Consider the following 23,219-nt stretch of genomic DNA (forward strand, 5'->3'; position numbering starts at 1 on the left):
CAATGTTAGTTTCATATAAATGGTTAAATGAATATGTCGATTTGAAAGACATTACACCAACAGAATTAGCCGATCGTCTTTCGCTTACAGGGATCGAAGTCGAAGGTTTAGAATCACCAGAAGAAGGATTGAAAAAAATCGTTGTTGGCGATGTAAAGGAATGTGTTCCTCATCCTGATTCTGATCATCTATCTATCTGCCAAATCGATATTGGCGAAGAGGAATTATCACAAATCGTTTGTGGTGCACCTAATATCAAAGCCGGTGTAAAAGTAATCGTTGCTTTGCCTGGGTCACGTATTGGCGGAAATGTGAAAATCAAAAAAGGAAAAATGCGCGGTCAAGTTTCAAACGGAATGGTTTGTTCATTGCAAGAACTTGGATACGGTGAATCAGTGATTCCAAAAGAATACGCTGAAGGTATTTATTATATGCCCGAAAATGCTGTAGCAGGTGAACCAGTCTTTTCATATCTTGAAATGGATGATACGATCATTGATCTGTCGATCACACCGAACCGAGCAGATGCTTTGAGCATTCGTGGTGTGGCTCATGAAGTAGCTGCAATTTATAATAAAGAAGCGAACTTTCCTTCAGTGAACTTAGCTGAAGCAGCTGAAAAAGCTAGCGATAAAATCAAAGTATCAGTCGAAGATAAAAATGATGCACCGCATTATGAAATCCGAATCATTGAAAATGTAAAAATTGGACCAAGTCCGCAATGGTTGCAAAATCGTTTAATGAACGAGGGAATCCGTCCAATCAGTAATGTAGTCGATATTACAAATTATATCTTGTTATTGTTCGGACAACCGTTACATGCATTTGACTATGATAAATTAGGTAGTAAAGAAATCCATGTTCGTCGTGCGAAACAAGATGAACCATTTACAACTTTGGATAGTGTAGAACGTACATTGAATCCAGAAAATATTGTTATCACGAATGGCGATGTACCAGTCGCATTAGCTGGTGTCATGGGTGGATTGGATTCAGAAATTTCAGCTGAAACAACTACGGTAGCATTGGAAATGACGATGTTTGATCATACATCTGTTCGACGGACATCTCAAAGCTATAATCTGCGCAGTGAAGCATCTATGCGTTTTGAAAAAGGTATCAACCAAGGTGAGATTAGTTTAGCGGGTGAAGTAGCTGCTGCAATGATCGCTGAATTAGCACAGGGGACGGTTTTAAACGGTTCAGTTAAAGGCAGTGAAGTGGAAGCAAAAAATATCGAAGTCAGCACAAAACTAGAAAACGTTAATCGTTTCCTAGGAACAGATTTGACTCAAGAACAAGTCAATGAAATTTTTGCAGCACTTGGATTTGAAACAACTGTCGAATCTGGTGTAACAACTGTTAGCGTACCGCCACGTCGTTGGGATATTACGATTGAAGCCGACTTGATGGAGGAAATCGCTCGTATCTATGGTTATAATAATTTACCTTCAACTTTACCTGAAGGTCAAACTGTTGCCGGCTTTTTAACAGAATCTCAAAAAGCAACACGTAAAGTTCGTAATTTATTGGAAGGCAGTGGTCTTTCAGAAGCAATTAGTTACGCATTGACAACAGAAACAAAAGCACAACAATTTTTAATTGGCGAAAGTCGTGTTACTCGTGTAGCTTGGCCAATGAGTGAAGATCGCTCAACAATGCGTTTGAATTTGATCAGCGGTTTATTAGAAGATTTAGCTTATAATGTTGCACGTAAAAATAACGATGTCGCATTCTATGAAATTGGCCATGTATTCTATCAAAATAATGATCCGCAAAAAGATCTGCCAATTGAACAAAATCATGTTGCAATCGCAGTAACTGGAAATATTGCAGATAAATCATGGGCAGCTAAAGCTGAACCATGTGATTATTACACGATCAAAGGAATGGTCGAAGAGTTGGTTGAGGGATTGGGCTTAACAGAAGAAATTTCTTATCGTTCAATCAAAATGCCTGAAATGCATCCAGGCCAAACAGCAGGAATCTATTTAGCAGAAGAATTAATCGGCTTTGTAGGTCAAGTTCATCCTAAAACGGCTTCAAGTTATGAATTAAAAGCGACGTATGTAGCCGAAATAAATCTAGAAGCTTTAATTGGATATGAACAAGCACCGCTAGTGTTTGAAGCTGTTTCTAAATACCCAGCTGTCAGTCGTGATATTGCTATGTTAGTTGATGAAACAAGTGCCAATGCTGAAATTTCATCAGTGATTCGCGAAGCAGCCGGTAAATTCTTAACAAATGTTCAAGTATTTGATGTTTATCAAGGAAAAAATATCGAAGCAGGTAAGAAATCAATGGCTTATAGCTTAACATTTGTAAATCCAGAAGCAACATTGACTGATGAAGAGATCAATCGTGCGATGGAAAAAGTAGTTAAAAACTTAACAGAAAAATTAGGTGCGGTCATTCGTTAATTTGATTAAACCAAAAGACTCCGGGAATTAATTTCCGGAGTCTTTTTTAGTAGCTGCGTGTCAATAATTGAGTCGCAACATTTGTTAAAATCATTTTACTATCGCAATCAGGAAGTTGCTGTATTTCTTTAATTGCTTTGTGGGTCAATTTTTCTGCAAAGGCGAGTGCGCCAGAGATACCATCAAACTCTGAAACATAAGCAGCCAATTGCATGAGTTCTTTTTTCGATAACTGTTCAGGTGTCTCTAGATAAGGACGAATAATATCTGGTCGATTATCACGTGCAATTAATAATGGTAGGGTAAATATGCCCTGCTGTACATCTGTTAGAATCGGTTTTTGTTCATCACCTAATCCAATCGAAAAGTTTAAAATATCATCATAGATTTGAAAGGCAAGACCAATGGAAGATCCGATCCGTTTTGCCCGCGCTTGGATTTTTTTATCACTTCCACCAAAATAAGCACCTTCATGACAACTTAAACGAATCAATTCAGCTGTTTTACCATTAATATTTCGGAGATATTCACAAAGCGTTTGGTCAGGATGGAAGGCACACGTCATTTGTGTCAATTCACCTTGTAATATTTTTTTCATTGCCCGAGCATTTTTTAATAAAAAGGGTGTATCACTCATCGACTCAGCTAACAATTCAAAATAACTAGTATACATAAAATCGCCAGTGTAAACTGCAACATCTTTACCAAAACGTGATTGAATAGATGGCATCCCACGACGTGTGTCAGCATCGTCAATAATATCATCATGAACTAAAGTTGCAGAATGCAGTAATTCCAATGAAGCGGCAATTTTTATTAATTGATCTGACTCTTTTTTATTGCCAAAATCAGCGAAAAGAAAGAAGAGAGCCGGACGAATCATCTTTCCTCCTGTAGAAGAAAATTTTGTGATGGCCTCTTCGATCGATTGATTATTAATAACAAGTCTTTGTGAAATTAATTCTTTTACTTTGATTAAATTTTTCTGTAATTCGGGGTAGTCATTCCAGTAGTCTAACATAGGTGCTCCTTTTAACAACGTTTTCAATACTATTTTATCGTATGCTTCACAGAATGACTACTAGAATGCTTCATTAATATTTAGTGAGAGGAAACACATGGCTAATAAGCAAATCTTTTGAACTAAACCCATAAAAATAGCATAATGGATATTGAAAAGAAAATATGAGAAAGTTGGGTGAAATGAGTTTAACCGTTTTCTTGGAACTTGTGGAGTTTAAAGCGAAAACCGCAAGCGTCCTGCCTTTTTTTATTGGGATTTGTTTTAGCCTATATAACTTTCACAAACTTCATTTAGGATTAGTTTTGTTGTTTTTCGTGGCTATGTTTATTTTTAATATGGCAGTAGACATTTTAGATAATTATAATGACTATCATCATGCGACTGAGATTCATGATTACCGAGAGAAAACCAATATCATTGGACGTGAAAAGATCGATTTAAAATTAGTCTTTAACTTAATGGTAGGAATGATCGTTGTTTCCGCTTTGATTGGAATTGGTCTGACATTTGTTGTTGGTTGGCCATTTTTATTGATGGGGTTATTTTGTTATGGTGTGGGTATTTTTTATTCATCAGGTCCCAAACCATTATCTAGCTTGCCGCTTGGCGAAATTTTTTCAGGATTGACTATGGGGTTTATGATTACTTGTTTGTGTGTTTACCTGAATGCATTTGAGGTATTTCAATGGAATTTTAGAACGTTGAGTGAAATATTCCTGATTTCTTTACCGAATACATTGTGGATCGCAAACTTGATGTTGGCGAACAATATCTGTGATTTAGAAGAAGACGAAAAAAATGAACGCTTTACATTGGTCCATTATTTGGGGAAACAAGCTGCGATTGATCTATTTATTGGTCTGAATATAGCTGCTTTTATGGCTGTGATTTTAGCAGTATTGATTGGGATCGCCCCCTGGACGATGTTAGGGACTTTTTTTGTGGCGCCATTTATTTTCAAACAAGTCCTTTTGTTTTTAGAGAAACAAATCAAACGAGAAACATTTATTTGCGCCGTACGAATATTGGCGGTCGGTGCGGTTGCTCAAGTGATTAGTTTTGCTATTATCTTTTTATTTTAAAAATTTATTCATTATTAATATTAGTAGGCTTACAAAAAGCCATGGATGTATTAGGAGGAGAAAGAAATGAAAGAAATCGTTATTCTAGGTGCAGGGTACGCAGGCTTACGCGCGTTGCACGTATTACAAAAATCAGCAGCAGATATCCATATTACTTTAGTAGATCGAAATGATTACCACTATGAAGCAACTAGTCTGCATGAAGTAGCAGCAGGTACGCAACCTGATGAAAAAATTTGTTATAAAATCAAAGATGTCATCAATCCAAATAAAACCGTTTTTGTTCAAGATACGGTTGAAAAAATTGATGCAGATAAAAAAGAAGTATATTTAGAAAATCAAAAATTGACTTACGATTATTTAATCGTTGGTTTGGGCTTCCAATCAGAATCATTTGGGATTCCAGGAGTAAAAGAAAATGCCTTAGAAATGGTTGATGTCAAAACAGCGGATCAAGTCCATAAACATATCATCGAACAAATGAAGAAATATAAAGAAACCAAAGACGAAGAATACCTTCGAATCGTTGTGTGTGGTGCTGGTTTTACTGGAATTGAGTTAGTGGGAGCATTTGTCGAAGGAAGCAAAAAATTTGCGGATCTTGCAGGCGTGAAACCCGAAGATATCCAAATCTATTGTGTTGAAGCAGTCGATAAAATTTTGCCAATGTTTAGCGATAAGCTAGGACAATATTGCTTGAAATATCTTAAAAAATGGGATGTTAAATTATTAACTGGTAAACCAATCAAAAAAGTTGAACCAGGAGCTGTCATTTATCAAAATTCAAAAGACAATGAAAATGACTTAGTTGCTCTTAAAGCGAAAACGATCGTTTGGACAACTGGTGTCAGCGGCAGTAAAGTTATTGGAGATTCAGGTTTTGAGGAACGTCGTGGTCGTGTAATGGTAAAACCAAACTTGACAGATCCAAATCACGATGATGTGTATCTTTTAGGTGATGTGTCAGCAGTAATGGATCCTTCAAGCAACCGTCCTTATCCAACAACTGCCCAAATTGCTTTAACGATGGGTTCATATGCTGCGAAAGATATTCTAAACCAGCTTAAAGGCCAACCGTCTGATCCATTCTCATTTAAATCTTTAGGTTCAGTTGCTTCTATTGGAAATACACATGCCTTTGGTGTCGTAGGAAAAACTGAAGTGACCGCTTATCCAGCTTCATTTATTAAAAAAGCGATCATGGATCGTTCATTGTTTGAAACGGGCGGTATCAAAGAAGTTTTAGCGAAAGGCCGTTTTGATTTCTATCATTAAGCCGAATGAAAACACTCGTAAGTAGTTGCGAGTGTTTTTTACTGAGTGTTTTTGAAAGAAAAGAAGACGAAGGTATCGATAAGTGAAACGCGGTATTTTATTAGTGAACTTAGGAACTCCAGAGAGCCCAACACCTGCAGCGGTAAAAAGTTATTTAGCTGAATTTTTATCTGATCGTCGGGTGATCACTTGGCCAAGGATGATCTGGCTGCCGATTTTACATGGGATCGTTTTGAATGTCCGCCCCAAAAAGTCAGCAATACTGTATTCAAAAATTTGGCAAACAGAAGGCTCGCCATTATGGATATATACAAAAAAACAAGCGGAATTGTTGCAAGAAAGAATGCCTGATACACTCGTGCGTTTTGCTATGACCTACGGAAAGCAAAAAATTGATGAAACAATTTTAGAGATGAAAACAGCAGGGATGACTGAACTGTTTGTTCTTCCAATGTATCCACAATATTCAGAGACGACCGTCGCACCGATTTGCGATCAAATCGCTCAAGTATATAGACACTCAGCAGATATTCTGCATCTAAAGATATCTAGTTCGTTCTATGAACGTACTGAATATATTTTATTGCTTTCTACCTATATTAAGAAAAAACTGGCTCAACAAAAATATGATATGATTCTTTTTTCTTATCATGGCGTCCCAGTCTCTACAATTGAACGCGGTGATCCGTATGAAGAGCAATGTCAGATCACTACGAAGAAAGTGATGGAGAAAGTCGGAGATTTTCCTTATACTCATACTTACCAATCTAAGTTCGGTCCAAGCCAATGGTTAACACCGATGATTTGTGAAACACTGAAAGCTTTTCCGAGCCAAGACATAAAAAGTGTTTTAGTTATTACGCCAGGTTTTGTAGCAGACTGTCTAGAAACGATTGAAGAAATCGACGAAGAAAATCGAAATTATTTTATTGAAAATGGGGGAGAGTGCTTCGACTATATCCGACCCTTTAATGAAGATACAGCTTTTACTGATGTTCTACATTCAATTGTAAATGTAAACAAATAAATTTATTTATTTTGTATAATGAAAAACGTGCACCTCAACAGGTACACGTTTTTTTATTATGCGAAATAATTGATTCCCATAGCTTGTTTAACTTCTTTTAAGGTCTCAGCAGCGACGACTTGCGCCTTTTCACTACCTTCTTTTAACATTTTCATGATAGCTTCTGGATTTTTAGCTAATTCTTCTCTACGAGCACGAATCGGGCCAAATTCAGCTTCCAAAACTTCAATCAAGTAACGTTTAATTTTTACATCACCAAGTCCGCCGCGGCGATAGTGTTCTTTCAGTTCTGCAATTTTTTCTTTGTCCGTTCCGAATACATCGAGATAAGTGAAGACCATGTTGCCTTCCACTTGGCCAGGATCTTCGACATGAATATGGTTTGGATCGGTATACATACTCATGACTTTTTTAGCCAAGACATCGGCAGGATCAGCAATGTAAATTCCGTTGCCTAAAGATTTACTCATTTTTCCGTTGCCGTCGATACCAGGTAAACGGCCCATTCCTTTTTCAGGGAAAACACCTTTTGGTTCGACTAATACGTCTCCATAAGTGTGATTGAAACTTTGAACGATTTCCTGCGTTTGTTCTAACATCGGTTTTTGATCTTCGCCCACTGGAACAAGGTTAGCTTTAAAAGCCGTGATGTCTGATGCTTGTGAGACTGGATAAATGAAGAAACCTGTCGGTACACTTTCACCAAATTTCTTTTGTTCGATTTCCGATTTAACAGTCGGATTACGACGTACACGACCAACGCTAACTAAGTTTAAATAATACATTGTTAGTTCAGCTAGTTCGGGAATTTGTGATTGGATGAAAAGTGTAGAACGTTTTGGATCCAATCCAACCGCTAAATAATCTAACGCTACTTGTAAAACGTTCGAAGAAACTTTCTCAGGATTTTTAGCGTTGTCTGTTAAAGCTTGCATATCTGCAATCATAATAAATAATTTATTGTCCGGATCTTCTTGCATCCGCACACGATTTTTTAGGGAGCCTACATAATGTCCTAAATGTAGTTGTCCAGTTGGACGATCTCCGGTCAAAATAATATTTTCCATTAACTCACCTTTTCATTAAAATTTCTTTCAATAGTCTCTTCAAATACTACCTTTTTTTTACAAAACTGACAACTCTTATCGTGATCTTTTCCGTTTGCTAATTTAAAGCAAATGTTAAAAAAACTCACATCAAAATGAAAGAAATTCAGAATTTTTTTGATGACATAAGTTTTTTTTCTTTACAACCTAGAAAATCATCGCTTATAATTAAACTATGATTGGAAAAATTAGAAAATGATAAGGATAAAAGGGGTGGTAAGACATGCCAATGGTTGAATTTAAGCATGTAGAAAAATACTATGGGAAGTTTCATGCCTTAAAAAACATAGACTTAACTTTCGAAAAAGGTGAAGTTGTTGTAGTGATTGGGCCTTCTGGTTCCGGAAAGAGCACCATGTTACGCTGTATCAATGGTTTGGAAGATATCACTTCAGGTCAGTTATTAGTCAATGATAAAGACCTACATAGTAAAGAGGTTAAATTAAAAGATATTAGAAAAAATATTGGAATGGTTTTCCAGCATTTTAATCTTTACCCAAACAAGACAGCGTTAGAAAATATCACGTTAGCACCGATCAAAGTTTTAAAACAATCATCAGAAGATGCGGTAAAAACAGCGGAGAAATTGCTTAATCGAGTAGATATGCTGGATAAAAAAGATTCTTATCCTTCTATGCTATCAGGAGGACAACAACAACGGATCGCCATCGCTCGAGGATTAGCTATGAATCCTGATTTACTGCTATTTGATGAGCCGACATCTGCGTTAGACCCAGAAATGATCGGTGATGTTTTGAACGTAATGAAAAAAATTGCACGTGATGGCATGTCGATGATTGTCGTGACACACGAAATGGGCTTTGCTAAAGAAGTAGCAGATCGAATTATTTTTATGGCTGACGGACAAGTATTAGAGGATACTAGAGATGTGAAAGGTTTCTTTGAAAAACCACAAGAAGAGCGAGCACAACAATTCGTCAGCAAAGTAATCAATCATTAGGAGGCGTCATATGGCTAAACTTAAAAAAATCGTCTCCTTTTTAACCCTCGCACTACTTGTGGGAATTGTTTTGTCAGGCTGTAAAGGAGAAAGTGTGGCGGATAAAAATATTGCTACGCGGATAAAAAACGATCCCGTTATTACATGGGGAGTAAAATATGATACACGTTTATTTGGAATGATGAATGTCAAAACACGTGAAGTGGAAGGTTTTGACATCGATATTGCAAAAGCGATTACTAAAGAAATTTTAGGAAAAGATGGCAAAGCCGAGTTTGTTGAAGTGACTTCCAAAACACGTATTCCGTTACTGAAAAATGGAAATATCGATGCCATCATTGCAACGATGACGATCACAGAAGAACGTAAAGAACAAGTTGATTTTTCAGATATCTATTTTGATGCCGGACAATCCTTGCTAGTCAAAAAAGGTAGTCCAATCAAAAGCGTCAAAGATTTGACGAGTAAAGATACTGTGCTTGCAGTTAAAGGTTCAACATCAACGATCAATATTCGTAAGTATGCTCCTGGAGCAAAAATTCTTGAGTTAGAGAACTATGCAGAAGCTTTTACAGCATTACAGTCAGGCCAAGGACAAGCAATGACGACTGATAATGCCATCTTATTAGGGATGGCTGCTGAAAATAAAAATTACGAATTGACTGCTGGTACATTTACTAATGAGCCTTATGGTATTGCGATCAACAAAGGGCAAACAGATTTTACAGACGAAGTGAATAATGCCTTACGTAAAATGCATGACAACGGTACGTATGATAAAATTTTCGAAAAATGGTTCCCTAAAGATGCAGCAGGAAAAGCAGAGAAAGGGGCACAGTTTTAATGGCACAACTATTTCAAACCTATTCAGCAGATTTCGCTAGTGGCTTTAAATATACTATTTATGCTAGTTTGCTAGCCTTGGTTTTTAGTTTATTGATTGGGACATTGATGGCAATTTTTCAATTGTCACATAACCGTTTTATCAGAAATCTGGCTAAAGCGTATGTAGCCTTTTTCCGTAATATTCCATTACTGATCATTGTAATGTTCTTTTACGTGATTGCACCGATGTATTTTTATAGTTTTGATGGGTTTCAATCTGGAACAATCGGTTTAACAATCTATACGTCTGCATTTATTGCCGAAACAGTTCGTTCTGGAATCCAAACAGTCCCTAAAGGTCAATTAGAGGCGGGGATGTCTTCCGGCTTCTCTTATGCTGAAACAATGCGTTATATCGTATTGCCTCAGGCATTTAAAATCGTCGTTCCACCTTTAGGAAATCAATTTATCAATTTGATCAAAAATTCTTCGATCCTAGCGATGGTTGCTGGACTAGATTTGATGTATCAAGGAGATTTGATTGCTAGCAATACGTTTAATACCTTTGGTACGTATATCATCGTGGGCTGTTTCTATTTAATTTTAACGTTGCCGTTGTCTTATCTAATGAATTATCTAGATAAACATTGGTCGAAGGCGTAGAAAGGGAGGAATAAAATGGATATGAGTGGTGCTTTTTCATGGGTCAATATACGATTCCTTCTAGACGGTCTTTGGGTAACGGTCCAGGTCTCAATTGTTTCGATCATCTTCAGTATGATTATTGGCGGTGTAGCCGGAACAATTCGTTATAGCGGGATTCCGGTAGTTTCTAAAATCGTTGGGCTGATTGTTGATATCATTCGTAATTTGCCGTTACTTTTGATTATCTTTTTCACGTATTTTGCTTTACCGCAAATCGGGATCAAGTTAAATATTTTTTGGGCAGCAGTTGCGGCGTTAACGATTTTTGAATCAGCGATGCTTTCGGAGATTTTCCGAGCAGGGCTAAATGCTGTCCCTAAAGGACAAACCGAAGCAGGAATGTCTTCGGGTCTAACTTATGTACAGACTTTAGCAATTATCGTCTTTCCACAAGCTTTTAAATCGATGCTGCCGGCTATTTTGAGTCAGCTGATTTCATTAATCAAAGACACATCATTAGCCGTGATCATCTCGTTACCAGAGTTGATGCACAATGCTAAAATCGTCTACGGTCAAAATACGAATTATGTCATTCCGATGTTTATTGCGATGACGGCTATGTACTTTATTGTTTGTTATCTATTGTCTGTTGTTTCTAATTTATTAGAAACTAGCAAATATAATTACTAAAAAAGAAGCGTCCAAGATGGGCGCTTCTTTTTTAGTCTTTTTCATCTTCAGTTTTTCGCTCAGTCTCTTTCATCGCAGGATCTTCATAGACTGCTCCAGCTTGAGTTTTACCTAATTTTTCTAATAATCCAGGTTCGTGATCTTCTTGAAGCGGCTCATTATTTTTTTCTGTTTCTTTTTCAGTTGCTTTTACTGCAGGATCTTGGTGACGATCTCCGGCAGAGGCCTTACCTAAATTCTCGGCGAGTTCTTTCTTATCCATCTTCATCCACCTTCCTTTTATTATTCTAAGTGTAGCATCCTTTTTGAGTGCAACAAAAGGAAATGCTTCATTTAAATAAAGTTCTAGGGCTTGAAATTTTCGCTCAAAAAGTGGAAAATAAGATAATACTTTGAAGGAGATAGGATGAGCGTTTTGTCAGATGAAAGACCAATTGGATTTATTGATTCTGGTGTGGGCGGTTTGACTGTGGTCAAAGAAGCTATGCGCCAATTACCGAATGAAGAAATTATTTATTTAGGGGACACTGCCCGTTGTCCATATGGGCCGCGACCTGCAGAACAAGTTATTGAGTTCACATGGCAAATGACCCGCTTTTTATTGAATAAAAATATCAAAATGCTCGTCATTGCATGCAATACCGCGACCGCTGTGGCATTAGAAGAAATAAAAGAAACCGTCGATATTCCTGTTATTGGTGTAATCCAGCCTGGTTCACGTGCTGCATTAAAAGCGAGTAAAAATGGCCGTGTTGGAATCATCGGAACTTTAGGGACAATTAAAAGTGATTCATATAGATTAGAGATTCAAGAAAAGGCGCCTGAAACACAAGTTGTTAGTTTGGCATGTCCTAAATTTGTACCGATCGTTGAGAGTAATCAATTTGCAAGTTCTGTAGCTAAAAAAGTGGTTTCTCATACATTGGCTGCGCTAAAAAATAAAAAATTAGATACATTGGTTTTAGGTTGCACTCACTATCCTTTATTACGCTCTATTATCCATAATGTCATGGGGCCAGAGGTTACTTTAATCGATTCGGGTGCAGAAACGGTTAGCGATGTCAGTGCGTTATTAGATTATTTTGATTTGAATAATTTAAATCGTTCTACTAAAAAGAATCACCAGTTTTTTACAACAGGTTCACCAAAAATGTTTAAAGATATTGCCAGTGAATGGTTGACGATTGATAATTTAAATGTTACTCACATTGAATTAGGAGGAAAATAATTTGCGACATGACGGAAGAACGGTCCGACAATTGAGACCAATAAAAATTGAAACCAATGTTTTTAAACATCCAGAAGGTTCTGTAGTGATTTCATTTGGCGATACCAAAGTAATTTGCTCTGCAACTCTGGAAGATTCTGTTCCACCATTTCTTCGAGGAAGCGAAACAGGATGGGTAACCGCAGAATACAGTATGCTGCCACGAGCGACTAATACTCGCAATCGACGAGAGAGTGCCAAAGGAAAGTTAACTGGACGTACGATGGAAATCCAACGTCTGATCGGTCGTTCTTTAAGAGCAGTCATTGATTTAGAAAAATTAGGTGAACGTAGTATTATTGTAGATTGTGATGTGATCCAGGCAGATGGCGGCACTAGAACTGCCAGTATCACTGGTGGATTCGTTGCCTTACGTTTGGCTGTCAATAAATTATTAGCAAGCGGTGAATTAAAAGAAGATCCAATCAAAGAACACCTTGCCGCTATTAGCGTAGGGATTTTGCCTGATGGAACATTAGTAACTGATTTGGATTATCAAGAAGATTCTTCAGCAGCGGTGGACATGAATCTGGTTATGACGGAATCAGGCCGTTTTGTGGAAATCCAAGGAACAGGTGAAGAAGCAACTTTTGATGATACCGAATTAAATTCTTTGATTTTATATGGAAAAACAGCAGTCGAAGAACTAGTTGCTCATCAAAAAGAAGCATTATTCGATGAAGTTAAAACAGAAGAAAAAACGATTGTGATTGCAACAAGAAATCCAGGCAAAGCTAAAGAATTTGCTGCTCTATTTGGCAAGGAAGGCTATCGGACAAAGACACTTTTGGATTACCCTGAATTACCAGATGTGGAAGAGACGGGAACAACTTTTGAAGAAAATGCTCGTTTAAAAGCAGAAACAATTGCTCAAATTTTACAACAACCTGTTTTAGCAGATGATTCTGGTTTAGCCGTAGATGCGCTGAATGGAATGCCAGGAATTTTCTCAGCTCGTTTTGCTGGGGAACGTAAAAGCGATGCGGCAAATAATGCAAAATTATTACATGAGCTGACTGATGTTCCTGATGAAAAACGAACAGCTCATTTCCATTGCACCTTGGTTTTTGCTGCACCCCAAAAAGAAAGTCTAGTTGTTGAAGCTGATTGGGATGGTCGTATTGGTCGTATCCCACAAGGTGAAAATGGTTTTGGTTACGATCCATTGTTCATCGTATCTGATTCTAATAAGACATCGGCTGAATTAAGCAATGACGAAAAAAATGCGATTAGTCATCGCGGGATGGCCGTTCAAAAATTAGAAAAAGTTTGGAAAAATTGGTTGGAGGATAACGCATGAAGTATTTAGTAGTTAGTGACAATCATGGAGACCGCAATATCTTAGTAGAAATCGTGAATCGCTATGTTGGAATGGTCGATCATATGTTTCATTGCGGCGATTCTGAATTGAAAGCAAATGATGAATTGTGGGAACATTTTACCGTTGTTACAGGAAACTGCGACTATGATCCTGAATACAAAAAAGAACAAATCATAACGATAGGTAATGATGTGATCTATATGACACATGGACACCTATCAAATGTTCGATTTGGTTTAACCATGCTGTCTGTCCAAGCTCAAGAAGCAGGAGCAAATATCGCATTATTTGGGCATATCCATCAAGCAGTTGCTGAAATGGATAAACACATCTTATTTGTTAATCCTGGGAGTATCTCGCAGCCTCGTGGCCCAATTCAAATACCAAGTTATGCGATTATTGAAAGTGATGAGGAAGGTTATCAAGTAGCTTATTATAATCGTGCTCACCAACCAATCGAGGAATTAGTTGCGAGTTTTAAACGATAGTTGATAATTTTTATTAAATATTTGAATAATAAGCGTTTTCTATAAGCTATTAAGCTAAAATGGAAGGGTAGAAAGATAGATGGAGGCGTTATATGATTAGTCCGGCCCTTGAACAATTGATGAAAGAACATGAAGATACAATGGTCATTCCCGGGGAAAATGTTGCTACTGTAATGAAAGAACATCCATTGGAACATGCATTACTGCTTTTATCACAAGCTGGGTACTCGACGATTCCAGTTCTAGATAGAGAAGATCATTTTGTAGGTCTACTAAGTTTAAACGATATCGTAAAAAAAATGTTAGGTATAACAGGAATCGATACGGCTAACTTAGATCAATTGACCGTAGCAGATGTCATGAAAACAGATGTGGCAATTATGCGTCCAGATGCAGAGTTAGAAGATGTGTTACATCTATTAGTTGATTCAGCTTTTTTACCAGTCTTGGATGCTGAAGGGAAATTCTGCGGGATCGTCACCAGAAGAGAAATTTTAAAAGCTGTCAATTATACTTTCCATGTGTTTGATCGTAAAAATCCGGAAACGAAAGTAATTGTTCATGCAAATGCTAACACACCGAACTAAAAAGACCATTATTGGTCTTTTTTTCTAGTTTGATCTACTCAGTGACGGAATGTTTGACACTGAAAAGAAAGCGTGCTAATTTTAAAAAGTGTTAATTGAAACGATTACGATTGAGCTCGGTTAGAAAACTAAACGAGGTGTAAGATGGCAAAAAAATCTAAAATTGTAAAAATGCAAAAGCAGCAAGAATTAATCGAACGTTACGCTGAACAGCGGTCAGAATTAAAAGCAGCCGGTGATTTTGAAGGATTGGCAAAACTTCCCTGTGATTCGAATCCTAATCGTCTGAAATATCGTGACCAAACTGACGGTCGTCCAAGAGGATATATGAGAAAATTTGGACTATCACGAATCAAGTTTCGCGAATTAGCTCACAAAAGTCAAATCCCTGGTGTGAAAAAAGCAAGCTGGTAAAAATAAAAGAAACAGCAAACATTTAAGTGTTTGCTGTTTCTTTTTATTTACCGATCACAATCGGGTCATTAGGAATAGAATAGCCATTTTCGTTCAATGTTTTCACATAAGCAGCTAAAAACTCTTCTTGTAATTTATATTGTTTACCGTTAGTCACATACATAATCGTACGAATAGCATAATTGCTGTTTCCTAGATCAACCATTCCAAATAAATCAGGGCCATCGAAAATTTCTTCTTTGAATTCTTTTGCTAAACGCTGATTAGCATCTTCGATCAATTGACTTATTTTTTCGTATCCTTCATTTGGTTGAATGCGGATATCGACTTTTACTTGCATGTGTGCACGGGATAGGTTACTGATAGTAGTGATATTACGATTAGGAATGAAGTGGACCGTTCCGTCAGCAGCTTTCATTTGAAGCATTCTGATTCCGACGGAGGTCACGGTGCCTTCGATTTGTAGGTTGACTAAACGAATATAATCACCCACATCGATCTGTTGTTCCATAATAATGAAAAAACCGGTGATGATATCATTGGTCAATCCTTGAGCACCAAGACCGATTGCAATTCCAGCGATTCCAGCACCTGCTAATAAAGAACCAACCGGAATGCCTAAAGTATCTAAAATTGAATAGAGAAAAAAGAAAAAAACTGTATATGAAAAAATATTTAACGAAAGATCATGGAGCGTTTCAATGCGAGTGGCATTATCAACCATTTTTTTCTTCTGGCGTTCAAATGATTGATTTAGTAAAAAGCCGCCAATCTTACGTACTAAATAAAATAGGACAAGGATTGCGATGATTGTTAGCCCTTTTTGTACCATAATAGAGAGAACTCGCTCCCAATCGATCGATTGCCAATATTTTTGCCAGGCAGAGATTTTTTGTGCTGTTTGATCTACTACATTGATCGTACTGGAATCGACCGTTTCAGCAGTTAATAAAAACATAAATGCCTCCTAATAAATTAATAGAAATAGTGTATCAATTTTTTGCTTTTCTGTCGATAAAATCAGCAATAAAACAATTTACAGAAAATTGAAAAAAATCATGACTTTTATAGTAGAAAGTGATAGACTAACAAATAAATAAGAAGGAGATGATAGAATGGTGAATATAAAATGGGAAGAATTAGGATTTGAATATATTAAAACACCTTTCCGTTATATTTCTCATTGGAAGAATGGACAATGGGATGAAGGGCAATTAACAGAGGATAATATGATCACCATCAATGAAGGATCAACTAGTCTCCATTATGGACAAGAATGTTTTGAAGGATTAAAAGCTTACCGTCGAAAAGATGGAAAAATCAATTTGTTTCGACCAAATGAAAATGCTAAGCGTTTAAATAGAAGTGCACAGCGTTTACAAATGCCAGATGTTCCCGAAGAAATGTTTATTGATGCTGTGAAACAAGTAGTTGCTGCAAATGAAGAGTATGTACCACCTTATGGAACGGGAGCAACACTGTATTTACGTCCTTATTTAATCGGCGTAGGTCCGAACATCGGGGTAAATCCAGCACCAGAATATTTATTTAGTGTATTTTGTATGCCAGTAGGACCATACTTTAAAGGCGGATTGACACCAAGTAATTTTATTGTATCAGAATATGATCGTGCTGCACCATTTGGTACTGGAGCTGCAAAAGTAGGCGGGAATTATGCTGCCAGCTTATTGCCAGGCCAACATGCCCATGACCGTAATTTTTCTGATTGTATTTACTTAGATCCAGCGACACATACAAAGATTGAAGAAGTGGGTTCTGCTAATTTCTTTGGTATTACTCATGACAATCAATTTATCACACCTAAGTCGCCATCGATCCTGCCAAGTATCACTAAATATTCGTTGCTTTATTTAGCTCATGATCGATTTGGAATGGAAGCTATCGAAGGGGATGTACATCTAGCTGAATTGGATAAATTCGCTGAAGCTGGAGCTTGTGGAACGGCAGCCGTGATTTCACCAATTGCAGGCATCCAAAATGGTGATGATTTCCATGTCTTTTATAGTGAAACAGAGACTGGACCAGTAACCAGAAAATTGTATGAAGAATTAGTTGGTATTCAATTTGGTGATGTTGAAGCGCCCGAAGGTTGGGTTGTAGAAGTAGAGACTAAAGTTAAAAACTGATAAATTAGGCTATCAAAAAAACGTCGCAATAGCGGCGTTTTTTTTAAGCAGTGATTTCAATTTGATTATTCTCCGGTCCTAAAATACAACTTTCATAATACCCATCGCCTGTTGTTCGTGGACCGGAGATGATTTCGAATCCATCGTCAGCGAGACGCTGAGTTAGTTGGTCGACTGCTACTTTTGAGCCTAAGGAAAAAGCTAAGTGCGTGTAGCCAGTCAAAAAAAGTACATCTTCTTTTTCAGTCATTTCAGGGCGAGACATTAACTCTAATCTTGCACCATCTGAAAAAGTTAAGAAATATGTTCGTAATCCGGTTTTTAGATTATGGTAGGGTTGATTACTCGTAGCGTCAAAATAAGTTTCAAAAAACTGTTTATTCTTTTCTAAATCTTTCACGTATAATGCGACATGTTCGATTCTCATTAGCAACCTCCAAAAAAATAGTATGAATCCGGTATCATTTTAAGTTTAACACAAAAGAAAAAGGTGTGCGTCACTCAGCACACCTTTTAATAATTAACTTAAATGAACACCTTTATCTACATAAATCACATCGCCAATAATCCCAGTTGCGAGCGGGCTTAATAGAAAGGCACAAGAATTTCCAACTTCTTCGATAGTAACAGAGACTTTATCCGGCGTTCTTTCTTCGGAAAGACTTAATAAAGATTGATAGTCTTTCACACCTGTGACAGCTAATGTTTTGATAGCTCCAGCAGAGATAGCATTTACACGAATGCCTTTTGGTGCTAACTCAGTTGCTAGGTAACGAACTTCAGCTTCTAATGCGGCTTTTGCGATTCCCATCATATTGTAGTTGGGAATTGAACGTTCAGACCCCATATAAGTCATTGTAACGATACTTCCGCCATCCGTCATTAAAGGTGCAGCATATTTCGAAACGGCTAATAATGAATACGCACTGATATCTTGTGCTAATTGGAAGCCGTCACGAGTAATCTCAGTAACGTTTCCAGATAATTCTTCTTTGTTGGCAAAGGCAATCGAATGAACCAATCCATCGACTGTTCCGAATTGTTCTTTGATCAAGCCAAAAGTTTCTTTGATTTTATCGTCACTTGCAACATCAAGTTCAAACATATGAGCATCTTCACCAACAAGTTTGACAAGGTTTTTTTTCATTCGTTCATTTTGATAAGTATAAATGATTTCGGCACCTTGAGCTGCAATCGCATTGGCACATCCCCAAGCAATACTTTTTTTATTCGCAACACCAGTTACGATAATTTTTTTTCCAGTTAAAATTGACATTAAATGACACGCTCCTAAACAATATATAAATAATATGCTATCATTATGTTGTAAAATGCTTTGATTGTCAAACTATTTTTTTCATAATTCTATTAGCTCTTGATAATAGTCGTAGAATATGATAGTTTGATAATCAAATAAAATATTCATAGAGGTGTAAAATGGAAAAAATTATGAATGTCGAAGAAATTATGGCTGCGATTCCCAATCGTTTCCCCATTTACTATTTAGATGCAGTAACAGAATTCGAAGATGAAAAACACATCACCGCGATCAAAAATTTAACAATGAATGAAGACTTTTTCCAAGGTTATTTTCCGGGAGAACCAATCATGCCAGGAACATTGATCGTCGAAGCATTAGCGCAAGCAGGGTCATTATTGATTTTGAAATCCGCTGCTTTTGAAGGGAAAACGGCTTATATCGGCGGAATTAATAAAGCGAATTTCTTAGAATTCGTCCGTCCTGGTGGTACATTATTTTTAAATTTTGATATTCAAAAAGTTAAAGGCCCCGTAGGAACAGCTAAAGCATGGGCGACAGTAGAGGATAAAACGGTAACAGAATGCGAATTTACTTTTATCGTTGGCGATAAAGAGCAGAAAAAATAAACATATATATAAAGACAAACCTTGTCTTTACACAAGGTTTGTCTGCAATCTGAAAACTTGCCGTGAGGCAATTTTTTTTATTTAGGTTCTTGTAAGATTTTTATTTCAGTAACTTTGACAGGGTCGACTGGGGTAGATTTCTCACCAGAATCATTGGCCTTAACCTCGCCGCCAGCAATTTTATCAACTACGTCCATGCCTTCGATCACTTGACCAAATACAGTATAATCGCCATCTAGACTAGGCGCGCCGCCTTTTTTATAAGCATCGATGATTTTTTCAGGATAATATTGGATCGCTAGACCATCACTTACATCTTCATTATTAGTTACAATAAAGAATTGACTGCCATTGCTGTCGCGTGAACTTGCTCGTGCCATCGAAAGAGCACCGCGAATATTATAAAGTTGATTAGAAACCTCTGTTTTAAAGCCTTTTTTCCAGATACTTTCACCGCCAGTGCCATCGCCTTTAGGATCGCCGCCTTGAATCATGAAGTCTTGAATTACACGATGGAAAGGTGTGTCTTTATAATAACCATCTTTCGCGTGTTTAACGAAATTTTCAACCGCTTTAGGAGCTTGCTTAGGGAAAAGTTTGATTTTTACGCTGCCTTCAGTAGTTACCATTTCTACTAGATACTCATCTTTTGAAACGTCTGTACTGAGCTGAGGTAAATCTAATTTATTTAAATCTACACTAGACTCCGTTGTTTTTGTACTGCTTTCTTTTGTGCTTGAAGTACTGTTGCTTGTGCCGCAAGCAGCTAGTAAGCCAACAGACAATGCCAAGCTTGCACCTATGATCAGTTTTTTGAATTGCATACATTTCTCCTTTAAAAAGTTTGTCATCTCTAATATAATAACAAACTTTTAAATGAGTTCCTATGAAAAAAGCATGACTTTTGCTTCAAAAAAAGGTAAATCAAAACAAAAAAAGGAGATCTAAAAGATCTCCTTAAGATAATAAATTTTTTATAGGTTCGCAAACTTTTCTAACAAGCGAATCATTTGGCAAGTAAATCCATATTCGTTATCATACCAAGCTACTGTTTTAACTAATTGATAATCTCCGGCAGAGGTTACTTCTGTTTGAGTTGGATCGAAGATTGAACCTTGAGTTGTTCCGATAACGTCACCAGAAACGATTTCGCGATCATCATAACCAAACGATGGATTATCTACCGTATGTTTTTTGATTGCTTCATTGATTTGGTCGGCGGTTACTTTTGTTTTAAGAATCGAAACCAATTCAGTCAAAGAGCCGTCAACAACGGGAACACGTTGTGCATGTCCTTGTAATTTCCCTTGCAATTCTGGAATAACTAAGCCAATTGCTTTGGCAGCACCAGTTGAATGTGGAATCGTATTATCGGCAGCAGAACGAGCAGCACGTAGATTTCCACCTTTAACAGGTCCGTCTAATAGCATTTGAGTTGAAGTATATGCATGGACGGTTGTCATAGTTCCAACTTCAATCCCAAATTCTTCATTTAAGAAATAGGCTAATGGAGCTAGGCAGTTTGTTGTACAAGAACCTGCAGAAATAATTTTATCATTTGAATCAAGAGTATCATCATTTACATTATAAACAATTGTTTTCATTTGTCCGGCAGGAGCAGAGATAACGACACGTTTAACACCTGCATCAATATGAGCTTGTGCTTTTTCTTCAGAAGTGTAAAAACCAGTACATTCTAAAACGATATCCACACCATTTTCTTTTACCCAAGGAATTTTGCTTGCATCAGGTTCAGCGTAAACACGTGTGCTTTCACCATCAACAACGATTGAATCTTCTGTTGCAGTAACTGTACCAGGATAAGTACCGTGAGTTGAATCAAATTGTAATAATTGTGCCAACATTGTAGGGCTGGTCAAATCGTTGATTGCTACTACTTCGATGTCATCTGATACTTCTTTAATTCGACGGAAAGCTAAACGACCAATACGCCCGAATCCGTTAATACCTACTTTTACTGTCATAACCAAAAGTTCCTCCTTTTTTTATCAAGCAAAGAAATCTGCTTTACATTTTAATTGTGCAACGCTTCAATTTTTTTGTCAAAAGATATTACCTGATAAAATAAGGTGGTAAAAATAGTTTAAAAAAAGATAAGACTTCTATTTTTTTTCAGCTTCTATCTAATAAGAATGGACTTTTTCGACTATTCTAGCTACAATATATAAGACTTTGTTTAGTGTGGAGATTCATTAGTCATAATAATTATATATATAAGGAGGACACCAAGATGTCCATGTTTTTAGATCAAGTAACGATTGATGTCAAAGCCGGTAAAGGCGGAGACGGAATGGTTGCGTTTCGTCGTGAAAAGTATGTGCCAGACGGTGGGCCGGCTGGTGGAGATGGAGGCCATGGCGGTGACGTAATTTTAGTCGTTGATGAAGGTTTACGTACATTGATGGATTTCCGTTACAATCGCCATTTTAGAGCAACACCAGGTGAAAACGGAATGAGTAAAGGAATGCACGGTCGTGGGGCGGAAGATACTTATGTTAGTGTACCGCCAGGGACTACTGTTCGCGATTCAGATACAGGTGCGTTGATTGGCGATTTGATTGAAAATGGCCAAGAACTGGTCGTCGCTCATGGCGGACGTGGCGGACGTGGAAATACACGCTTTGCCTCACCAAGAAATCCAGCTCCAGAATTAGCTGAAAATGGTGAACCAGGTCAAGAACGTAATATTGAATTAGAATTGAAAGTATTAGCTGATGTCGGCTTAGTTGGATTTCCATCTGTAGGTAAATCAACGATTTTATCAGTGATTTCTTCAGCACGACCAAAAATCGGTGCTTATCATTTTACAACTTTAGTTCCTAATTTAGGAATGGTTGAGACAAGTGATGGCCGCAGTTTTGCCGCGGCCGATTTACCAGGATTAATCGAGGGAGCTTCACAAGGAGTAGGTCTTGGTACTCAATTCTTAAGACATATCGAACGGACACGAGTTATTTTACATGTAATCGATATGAGTGGAATGGAAGACCGAGATCCTTACGAAGACTACCAAGCAATCAACAAAGAATTAGGTACACACAATTTGCGTTTATTAGAACGGCCACAAATTATCGTAGCTAATAAAATGGATATGCCGAATTCCGAAGAAAATCTAAAAGAATTCAAAGCGAAATTGAAAAAAGAAAAAACAGATGAATTCGCAGATGATATTCCGGTGTTTGCTATTTCAGCATTTACAAAACAAGGATTAGACAACTTGTTGAATGCAACGGCCGATCTTTTAGAAGTGACACCAGAATTCTTGTTATACGATGAAGAAGTCGAAGAAGATACAGTAAATTACGGATTCCAATCAGATGAACCTGAATTTACAATTACTCGCGAACCAGATGCAACGTGGGTACTGACGGGTGATAAGCTTGAGAAAATCTTTAAGATGACCAATTTTGATCATGATGAAACAGTGATGCGTTTTGCTCGTCAATTACGTTCTATGGGCGTAGATGAAGCATTGCGAGCACGAGGCGCTAAAGATGGCGATATCGTTCGAATCGATAAATTTGAATTTGAATTTGTAGATTAACTAAATTTTAATCGAGCCCCTAAGCTAGACTAAAAACCTGGCTTAAAGGGCTCTTTTTTTATATCTAAAATGAGTAAGTGTTAAGTGTTATTGGAAGGTTTAGTTTTAATTCTTTGAAGTGTAAATAATATTTTTTATGCAGCAATACATAAATCGAAGTTAAAAGCTAATAAACAAGAAAATGTTTTATTTACTTGGGAAAGAAATATTTGATTGAGACTTTCGTAAGAGAAATTTAAAAATAAAAAATTTTTTATCAAATGAATCAGGTGTTATTTTTTTAAATGTAAAAAACCTGGCATTTATGAAAATATTTAATGAAACAATGTGAATAATCGTTTAAAATCTTAAAAAAAATAATGATTAGCTAATTATAAAAGAAAAATCAAGGACAAAACTCATGTTTAACAACACAAATTAGATGAAAAGTGTTGGCTGGAATTAAAAAACACTTTGTTTATTTATGCACATATTTTATTAGTTGATTT

Annotated in this window: 24 protein-coding genes; 16 read left to right on the forward strand and 8 right to left on the reverse strand. The window is 37.0% G+C overall.

Going from position 1 to position 23,219, the window contains the following annotated elements; translation table 11 throughout:
- Nucleotides 1–2 precede the first annotated feature (2 nt).
- Complete coding sequence (pheT, locus tag ACQKTA_RS02610) at nt 3–2,420, forward strand: phenylalanine--tRNA ligase subunit beta (protein ID WP_427814081.1); 2,418 nt, start codon at nt 3–5, stop codon at nt 2,418–2,420.
- 46 nt (nt 2,421–2,466) lie between these two features.
- On the opposite strand, the gene ACQKTA_RS02615 is transcribed toward pheT, so the two are convergent.
- A complete protein-coding gene (locus ACQKTA_RS02615) occupies nt 2,467–3,441 on the reverse strand; it encodes a polyprenyl synthetase family protein (protein ID WP_427814082.1) in 975 nt (324 codons plus the stop codon).
- Between the two features lie 182 nt (nt 3,442–3,623).
- Between ACQKTA_RS02615 and ACQKTA_RS02620 the strand changes: the two genes are divergently transcribed.
- The 3 genes from ACQKTA_RS02620 (at nt 3,624) to hemH (ending at nt 6,828) form a co-directional block, all read left to right on the forward strand.
- Complete coding sequence (locus tag ACQKTA_RS02620) at nt 3,624–4,526, forward strand: prenyltransferase (protein WP_427814083.1); 903 nt, start codon at nt 3,624–3,626, stop codon at nt 4,524–4,526.
- A gap of 66 nt (nt 4,527–4,592) precedes the next feature.
- Entirely contained in the window at nt 4,593–5,801 is a 1,209-nt protein-coding gene (locus tag ACQKTA_RS02625; RefSeq protein WP_332580507.1) for an NAD(P)/FAD-dependent oxidoreductase, read from the forward strand.
- 82 nt (nt 5,802–5,883) lie between these two features.
- Nucleotides 5,884–6,828: a ferrochelatase gene (gene hemH / locus ACQKTA_RS02630; protein WP_427814084.1), complete on the forward strand. Its 945-nt coding sequence runs from the start codon at nt 5,884–5,886 to the stop codon at nt 6,826–6,828.
- Nucleotides 6,829–6,884: 56 nt separating this feature from the next.
- On the opposite strand, the gene trpS is transcribed toward hemH, so the two are convergent.
- Nucleotides 6,885–7,895, reverse strand: coding sequence for a tryptophan--tRNA ligase (trpS, locus tag ACQKTA_RS02635; RefSeq protein WP_407856356.1), 1,011 nt, complete (start codon nt 7,893–7,895; stop codon nt 6,885–6,887).
- 262 nt (nt 7,896–8,157) lie between these two features.
- On the opposite strand from trpS, the gene ACQKTA_RS02640 reads away from it, so the two are divergent.
- The 4 genes from ACQKTA_RS02640 to ACQKTA_RS02655 are packed head-to-tail and all read left to right on the forward strand — an operon-like array spanning nt 8,158 to nt 11,055.
- Nucleotides 8,158–8,895 (forward strand): amino acid ABC transporter ATP-binding protein, encoded by a 738-nt coding sequence (locus ACQKTA_RS02640; protein WP_332580504.1) that lies wholly within the window; start codon nt 8,158–8,160, stop codon nt 8,893–8,895.
- 10 nt (nt 8,896–8,905) lie between these two features.
- Nucleotides 8,906–9,739, forward strand: a complete 834-nt coding sequence (locus tag ACQKTA_RS02645; protein WP_427814085.1) for a transporter substrate-binding domain-containing protein — start codon at nt 8,906–8,908, stop codon at nt 9,737–9,739.
- On the forward strand, nt 9,739–10,383 hold the full coding sequence (locus ACQKTA_RS02650; RefSeq protein ID WP_427814086.1) for an amino acid ABC transporter permease: 645 nt from the start codon (nt 9,739–9,741) through the stop codon (nt 10,381–10,383). The genes ACQKTA_RS02645 and ACQKTA_RS02650 overlap by 1 nt, the downstream gene beginning before the upstream one ends.
- Nucleotides 10,384–10,398: 15 nt before the next feature.
- A complete protein-coding gene (locus ACQKTA_RS02655) occupies nt 10,399–11,055 on the forward strand; it encodes an amino acid ABC transporter permease (RefSeq protein WP_332580501.1) in 657 nt (218 codons plus the stop codon).
- Nucleotides 11,056–11,086: 31 nt separating this feature from the next.
- On the opposite strand, the gene ACQKTA_RS02660 is transcribed toward ACQKTA_RS02655, so the two are convergent.
- Complete coding sequence (locus ACQKTA_RS02660; protein ID WP_407856979.1) at nt 11,087–11,317, reverse strand: hypothetical protein; 231 nt, start codon at nt 11,315–11,317, stop codon at nt 11,087–11,089.
- A 144-nt stretch (nt 11,318–11,461) separates the two neighbouring features.
- Here ACQKTA_RS02660 and racE point away from each other — a divergent pair, with 144 nt between their 5' ends.
- The 5 genes from racE to rpsN all read left to right on the forward strand — a co-directional run bounded on the left by racE (nt 11,462) and on the right by rpsN (nt 15,132).
- Nucleotides 11,462–12,283 carry a glutamate racemase gene (racE, locus tag ACQKTA_RS02665; protein WP_427814087.1) on the forward strand — a complete coding sequence of 274 codons (822 nt, stop codon included), beginning with the start codon at nt 11,462–11,464 and terminating at the stop codon, nt 12,281–12,283.
- Between the two features lies 1 nt (nt 12,284).
- Nucleotides 12,285–13,622, forward strand: coding sequence for a ribonuclease PH (rph, locus tag ACQKTA_RS02670; RefSeq protein ID WP_427814088.1), 1,338 nt, complete (start codon nt 12,285–12,287; stop codon nt 13,620–13,622).
- Nucleotides 13,619–14,131 (forward strand): metallophosphoesterase, encoded by a 513-nt coding sequence (locus tag ACQKTA_RS02675; protein WP_427814089.1) that lies wholly within the window; start codon nt 13,619–13,621, stop codon nt 14,129–14,131. The genes rph and ACQKTA_RS02675 overlap by 4 nt, the downstream gene beginning before the upstream one ends.
- Nucleotides 14,132–14,223: 92 nt before the next feature.
- Entirely contained in the window at nt 14,224–14,718 is a 495-nt protein-coding gene (cbpB, locus tag ACQKTA_RS02680; RefSeq protein WP_427814090.1) for a cyclic-di-AMP-binding protein CbpB, read from the forward strand.
- A 144-nt stretch (nt 14,719–14,862) separates the two neighbouring features.
- Nucleotides 14,863–15,132 carry a 30S ribosomal protein S14 gene (gene rpsN, locus ACQKTA_RS02685; RefSeq protein ID WP_427814091.1) on the forward strand — a complete coding sequence of 90 codons (270 nt, stop codon included), beginning with the start codon at nt 14,863–14,865 and terminating at the stop codon, nt 15,130–15,132.
- 43 nt (nt 15,133–15,175) lie between these two features.
- On the opposite strand, the gene ACQKTA_RS02690 is transcribed toward rpsN, so the two are convergent.
- A complete protein-coding gene (locus tag ACQKTA_RS02690; protein WP_427814092.1) occupies nt 15,176–16,090 on the reverse strand; it encodes a mechanosensitive ion channel family protein in 915 nt (304 codons plus the stop codon).
- A 157-nt stretch (nt 16,091–16,247) separates the two neighbouring features.
- Between ACQKTA_RS02690 and ACQKTA_RS02695 the strand changes: the two genes are divergently transcribed.
- Nucleotides 16,248–17,279 (forward strand): branched-chain amino acid aminotransferase, encoded by a 1,032-nt coding sequence (locus ACQKTA_RS02695; protein ID WP_332580493.1) that lies wholly within the window; start codon nt 16,248–16,250, stop codon nt 17,277–17,279.
- Between the two features lie 43 nt (nt 17,280–17,322).
- Here ACQKTA_RS02695 and ACQKTA_RS02700 read toward each other — a convergent pair whose 3' ends face one another.
- Together ACQKTA_RS02700 and fabI are read right to left on the reverse strand one after the other, a co-directional pair.
- Nucleotides 17,323–17,706, reverse strand: coding sequence for a VOC family protein (locus ACQKTA_RS02700; RefSeq protein WP_427814093.1), 384 nt, complete (start codon nt 17,704–17,706; stop codon nt 17,323–17,325).
- 93 nt (nt 17,707–17,799) lie between these two features.
- Nucleotides 17,800–18,555, reverse strand: coding sequence for an enoyl-ACP reductase FabI (gene fabI / locus ACQKTA_RS02705; protein WP_332580491.1), 756 nt, complete (start codon nt 18,553–18,555; stop codon nt 17,800–17,802).
- 161 nt (nt 18,556–18,716) lie between these two features.
- On the opposite strand from fabI, the gene fabZ reads away from it, so the two are divergent.
- A complete protein-coding gene (gene fabZ, locus ACQKTA_RS02710; protein ID WP_427814094.1) occupies nt 18,717–19,166 on the forward strand; it encodes a 3-hydroxyacyl-ACP dehydratase FabZ in 450 nt (149 codons plus the stop codon).
- Nucleotides 19,167–19,243: 77 nt separating this feature from the next.
- Here the strand turns inward: fabZ and ACQKTA_RS02715 are convergent, their stop codons facing one another.
- Nucleotides 19,244–19,990: a peptidylprolyl isomerase gene (locus tag ACQKTA_RS02715; RefSeq protein ID WP_407856985.1), complete on the reverse strand. Its 747-nt coding sequence runs from the start codon at nt 19,988–19,990 to the stop codon at nt 19,244–19,246.
- Nucleotides 19,991–20,140: 150 nt separating this feature from the next.
- On the reverse strand, nt 20,141–21,151 hold the full coding sequence (gap, locus tag ACQKTA_RS02720) for a type I glyceraldehyde-3-phosphate dehydrogenase (RefSeq protein WP_332580488.1): 1,011 nt from the start codon (nt 21,149–21,151) through the stop codon (nt 20,141–20,143).
- A gap of 266 nt (nt 21,152–21,417) precedes the next feature.
- Between gap and obgE the strand changes: the two genes are divergently transcribed.
- Nucleotides 21,418–22,731: a GTPase ObgE gene (gene obgE / locus ACQKTA_RS02725; RefSeq protein WP_427814095.1), complete on the forward strand. Its 1,314-nt coding sequence runs from the start codon at nt 21,418–21,420 to the stop codon at nt 22,729–22,731.
- Nucleotides 22,732–23,219: the final 488 nt, after the last annotated feature.

It is taken from the genome of Enterococcus sp. 22-H-5-01, from assembly GCF_050310005.1.
Lineage (GTDB): Bacteria > Bacillota > Bacilli > Lactobacillales > Enterococcaceae > Enterococcus_A > Enterococcus_A hailinensis.

What these genes read in the sequence shown, in the direction of transcription:
- pheT (WP_427814081.1), top strand. Translation starts at nt 3, where the DNA reads ATGTTAGTTTCATATAAATGGTTAAATGAATATGTCGATTTGAAAGAC.
- ACQKTA_RS02615 (WP_427814082.1), bottom strand. Translation starts at nt 3,441, where the DNA reads ATGTTAGACTACTGGAATGACTACCCCGAATTACAGAAAAATTTAATC.
- ACQKTA_RS02620 (WP_427814083.1), top strand. Translation starts at nt 3,624, where the DNA reads ATGAGTTTAACCGTTTTCTTGGAACTTGTGGAGTTTAAAGCGAAAACC.
- ACQKTA_RS02625 (WP_332580507.1), top strand. Translation starts at nt 4,593, where the DNA reads ATGAAAGAAATCGTTATTCTAGGTGCAGGGTACGCAGGCTTACGCGCG.
- trpS (WP_407856356.1), bottom strand. Translation starts at nt 7,895, where the DNA reads ATGGAAAATATTATTTTGACCGGAGATCGTCCAACTGGACAACTACAT.
- ACQKTA_RS02640 (WP_332580504.1), top strand. Translation starts at nt 8,158, where the DNA reads ATGCCAATGGTTGAATTTAAGCATGTAGAAAAATACTATGGGAAGTTT.
- ACQKTA_RS02645 (WP_427814085.1), top strand. Translation starts at nt 8,906, where the DNA reads ATGGCTAAACTTAAAAAAATCGTCTCCTTTTTAACCCTCGCACTACTT.
- ACQKTA_RS02650 (WP_427814086.1), top strand. Translation starts at nt 9,739, where the DNA reads ATGGCACAACTATTTCAAACCTATTCAGCAGATTTCGCTAGTGGCTTT.
- ACQKTA_RS02655 (WP_332580501.1), top strand. Translation starts at nt 10,399, where the DNA reads ATGGATATGAGTGGTGCTTTTTCATGGGTCAATATACGATTCCTTCTA.
- ACQKTA_RS02660 (WP_407856979.1), bottom strand. Translation starts at nt 11,317, where the DNA reads ATGGATAAGAAAGAACTCGCCGAGAATTTAGGTAAGGCCTCTGCCGGA.
- racE (WP_427814087.1), top strand. Translation starts at nt 11,462, where the DNA reads ATGAGCGTTTTGTCAGATGAAAGACCAATTGGATTTATTGATTCTGGT.
- ACQKTA_RS02675 (WP_427814089.1), top strand. Translation starts at nt 13,619, where the DNA reads ATGAAGTATTTAGTAGTTAGTGACAATCATGGAGACCGCAATATCTTA.
- cbpB (WP_427814090.1), top strand. Translation starts at nt 14,224, where the DNA reads ATGATTAGTCCGGCCCTTGAACAATTGATGAAAGAACATGAAGATACA.
- rpsN (WP_427814091.1), top strand. Translation starts at nt 14,863, where the DNA reads ATGGCAAAAAAATCTAAAATTGTAAAAATGCAAAAGCAGCAAGAATTA.
- ACQKTA_RS02690 (WP_427814092.1), bottom strand. Translation starts at nt 16,090, where the DNA reads ATGTTTTTATTAACTGCTGAAACGGTCGATTCCAGTACGATCAATGTA.
- ACQKTA_RS02695 (WP_332580493.1), top strand. Translation starts at nt 16,248, where the DNA reads ATGGTGAATATAAAATGGGAAGAATTAGGATTTGAATATATTAAAACA.
- ACQKTA_RS02700 (WP_427814093.1), bottom strand. Translation starts at nt 17,706, where the DNA reads ATGAGAATCGAACATGTCGCATTATACGTGAAAGATTTAGAAAAGAAT.
- fabI (WP_332580491.1), bottom strand. Translation starts at nt 18,555, where the DNA reads ATGTCAATTTTAACTGGAAAAAAAATTATCGTAACTGGTGTTGCGAAT.
- fabZ (WP_427814094.1), top strand. Translation starts at nt 18,717, where the DNA reads ATGGAAAAAATTATGAATGTCGAAGAAATTATGGCTGCGATTCCCAAT.
- ACQKTA_RS02715 (WP_407856985.1), bottom strand. Translation starts at nt 19,990, where the DNA reads ATGCAATTCAAAAAACTGATCATAGGTGCAAGCTTGGCATTGTCTGTT.
- gap (WP_332580488.1), bottom strand. Translation starts at nt 21,151, where the DNA reads ATGACAGTAAAAGTAGGTATTAACGGATTCGGGCGTATTGGTCGTTTA.
- obgE (WP_427814095.1), top strand. Translation starts at nt 21,418, where the DNA reads ATGTCCATGTTTTTAGATCAAGTAACGATTGATGTCAAAGCCGGTAAA.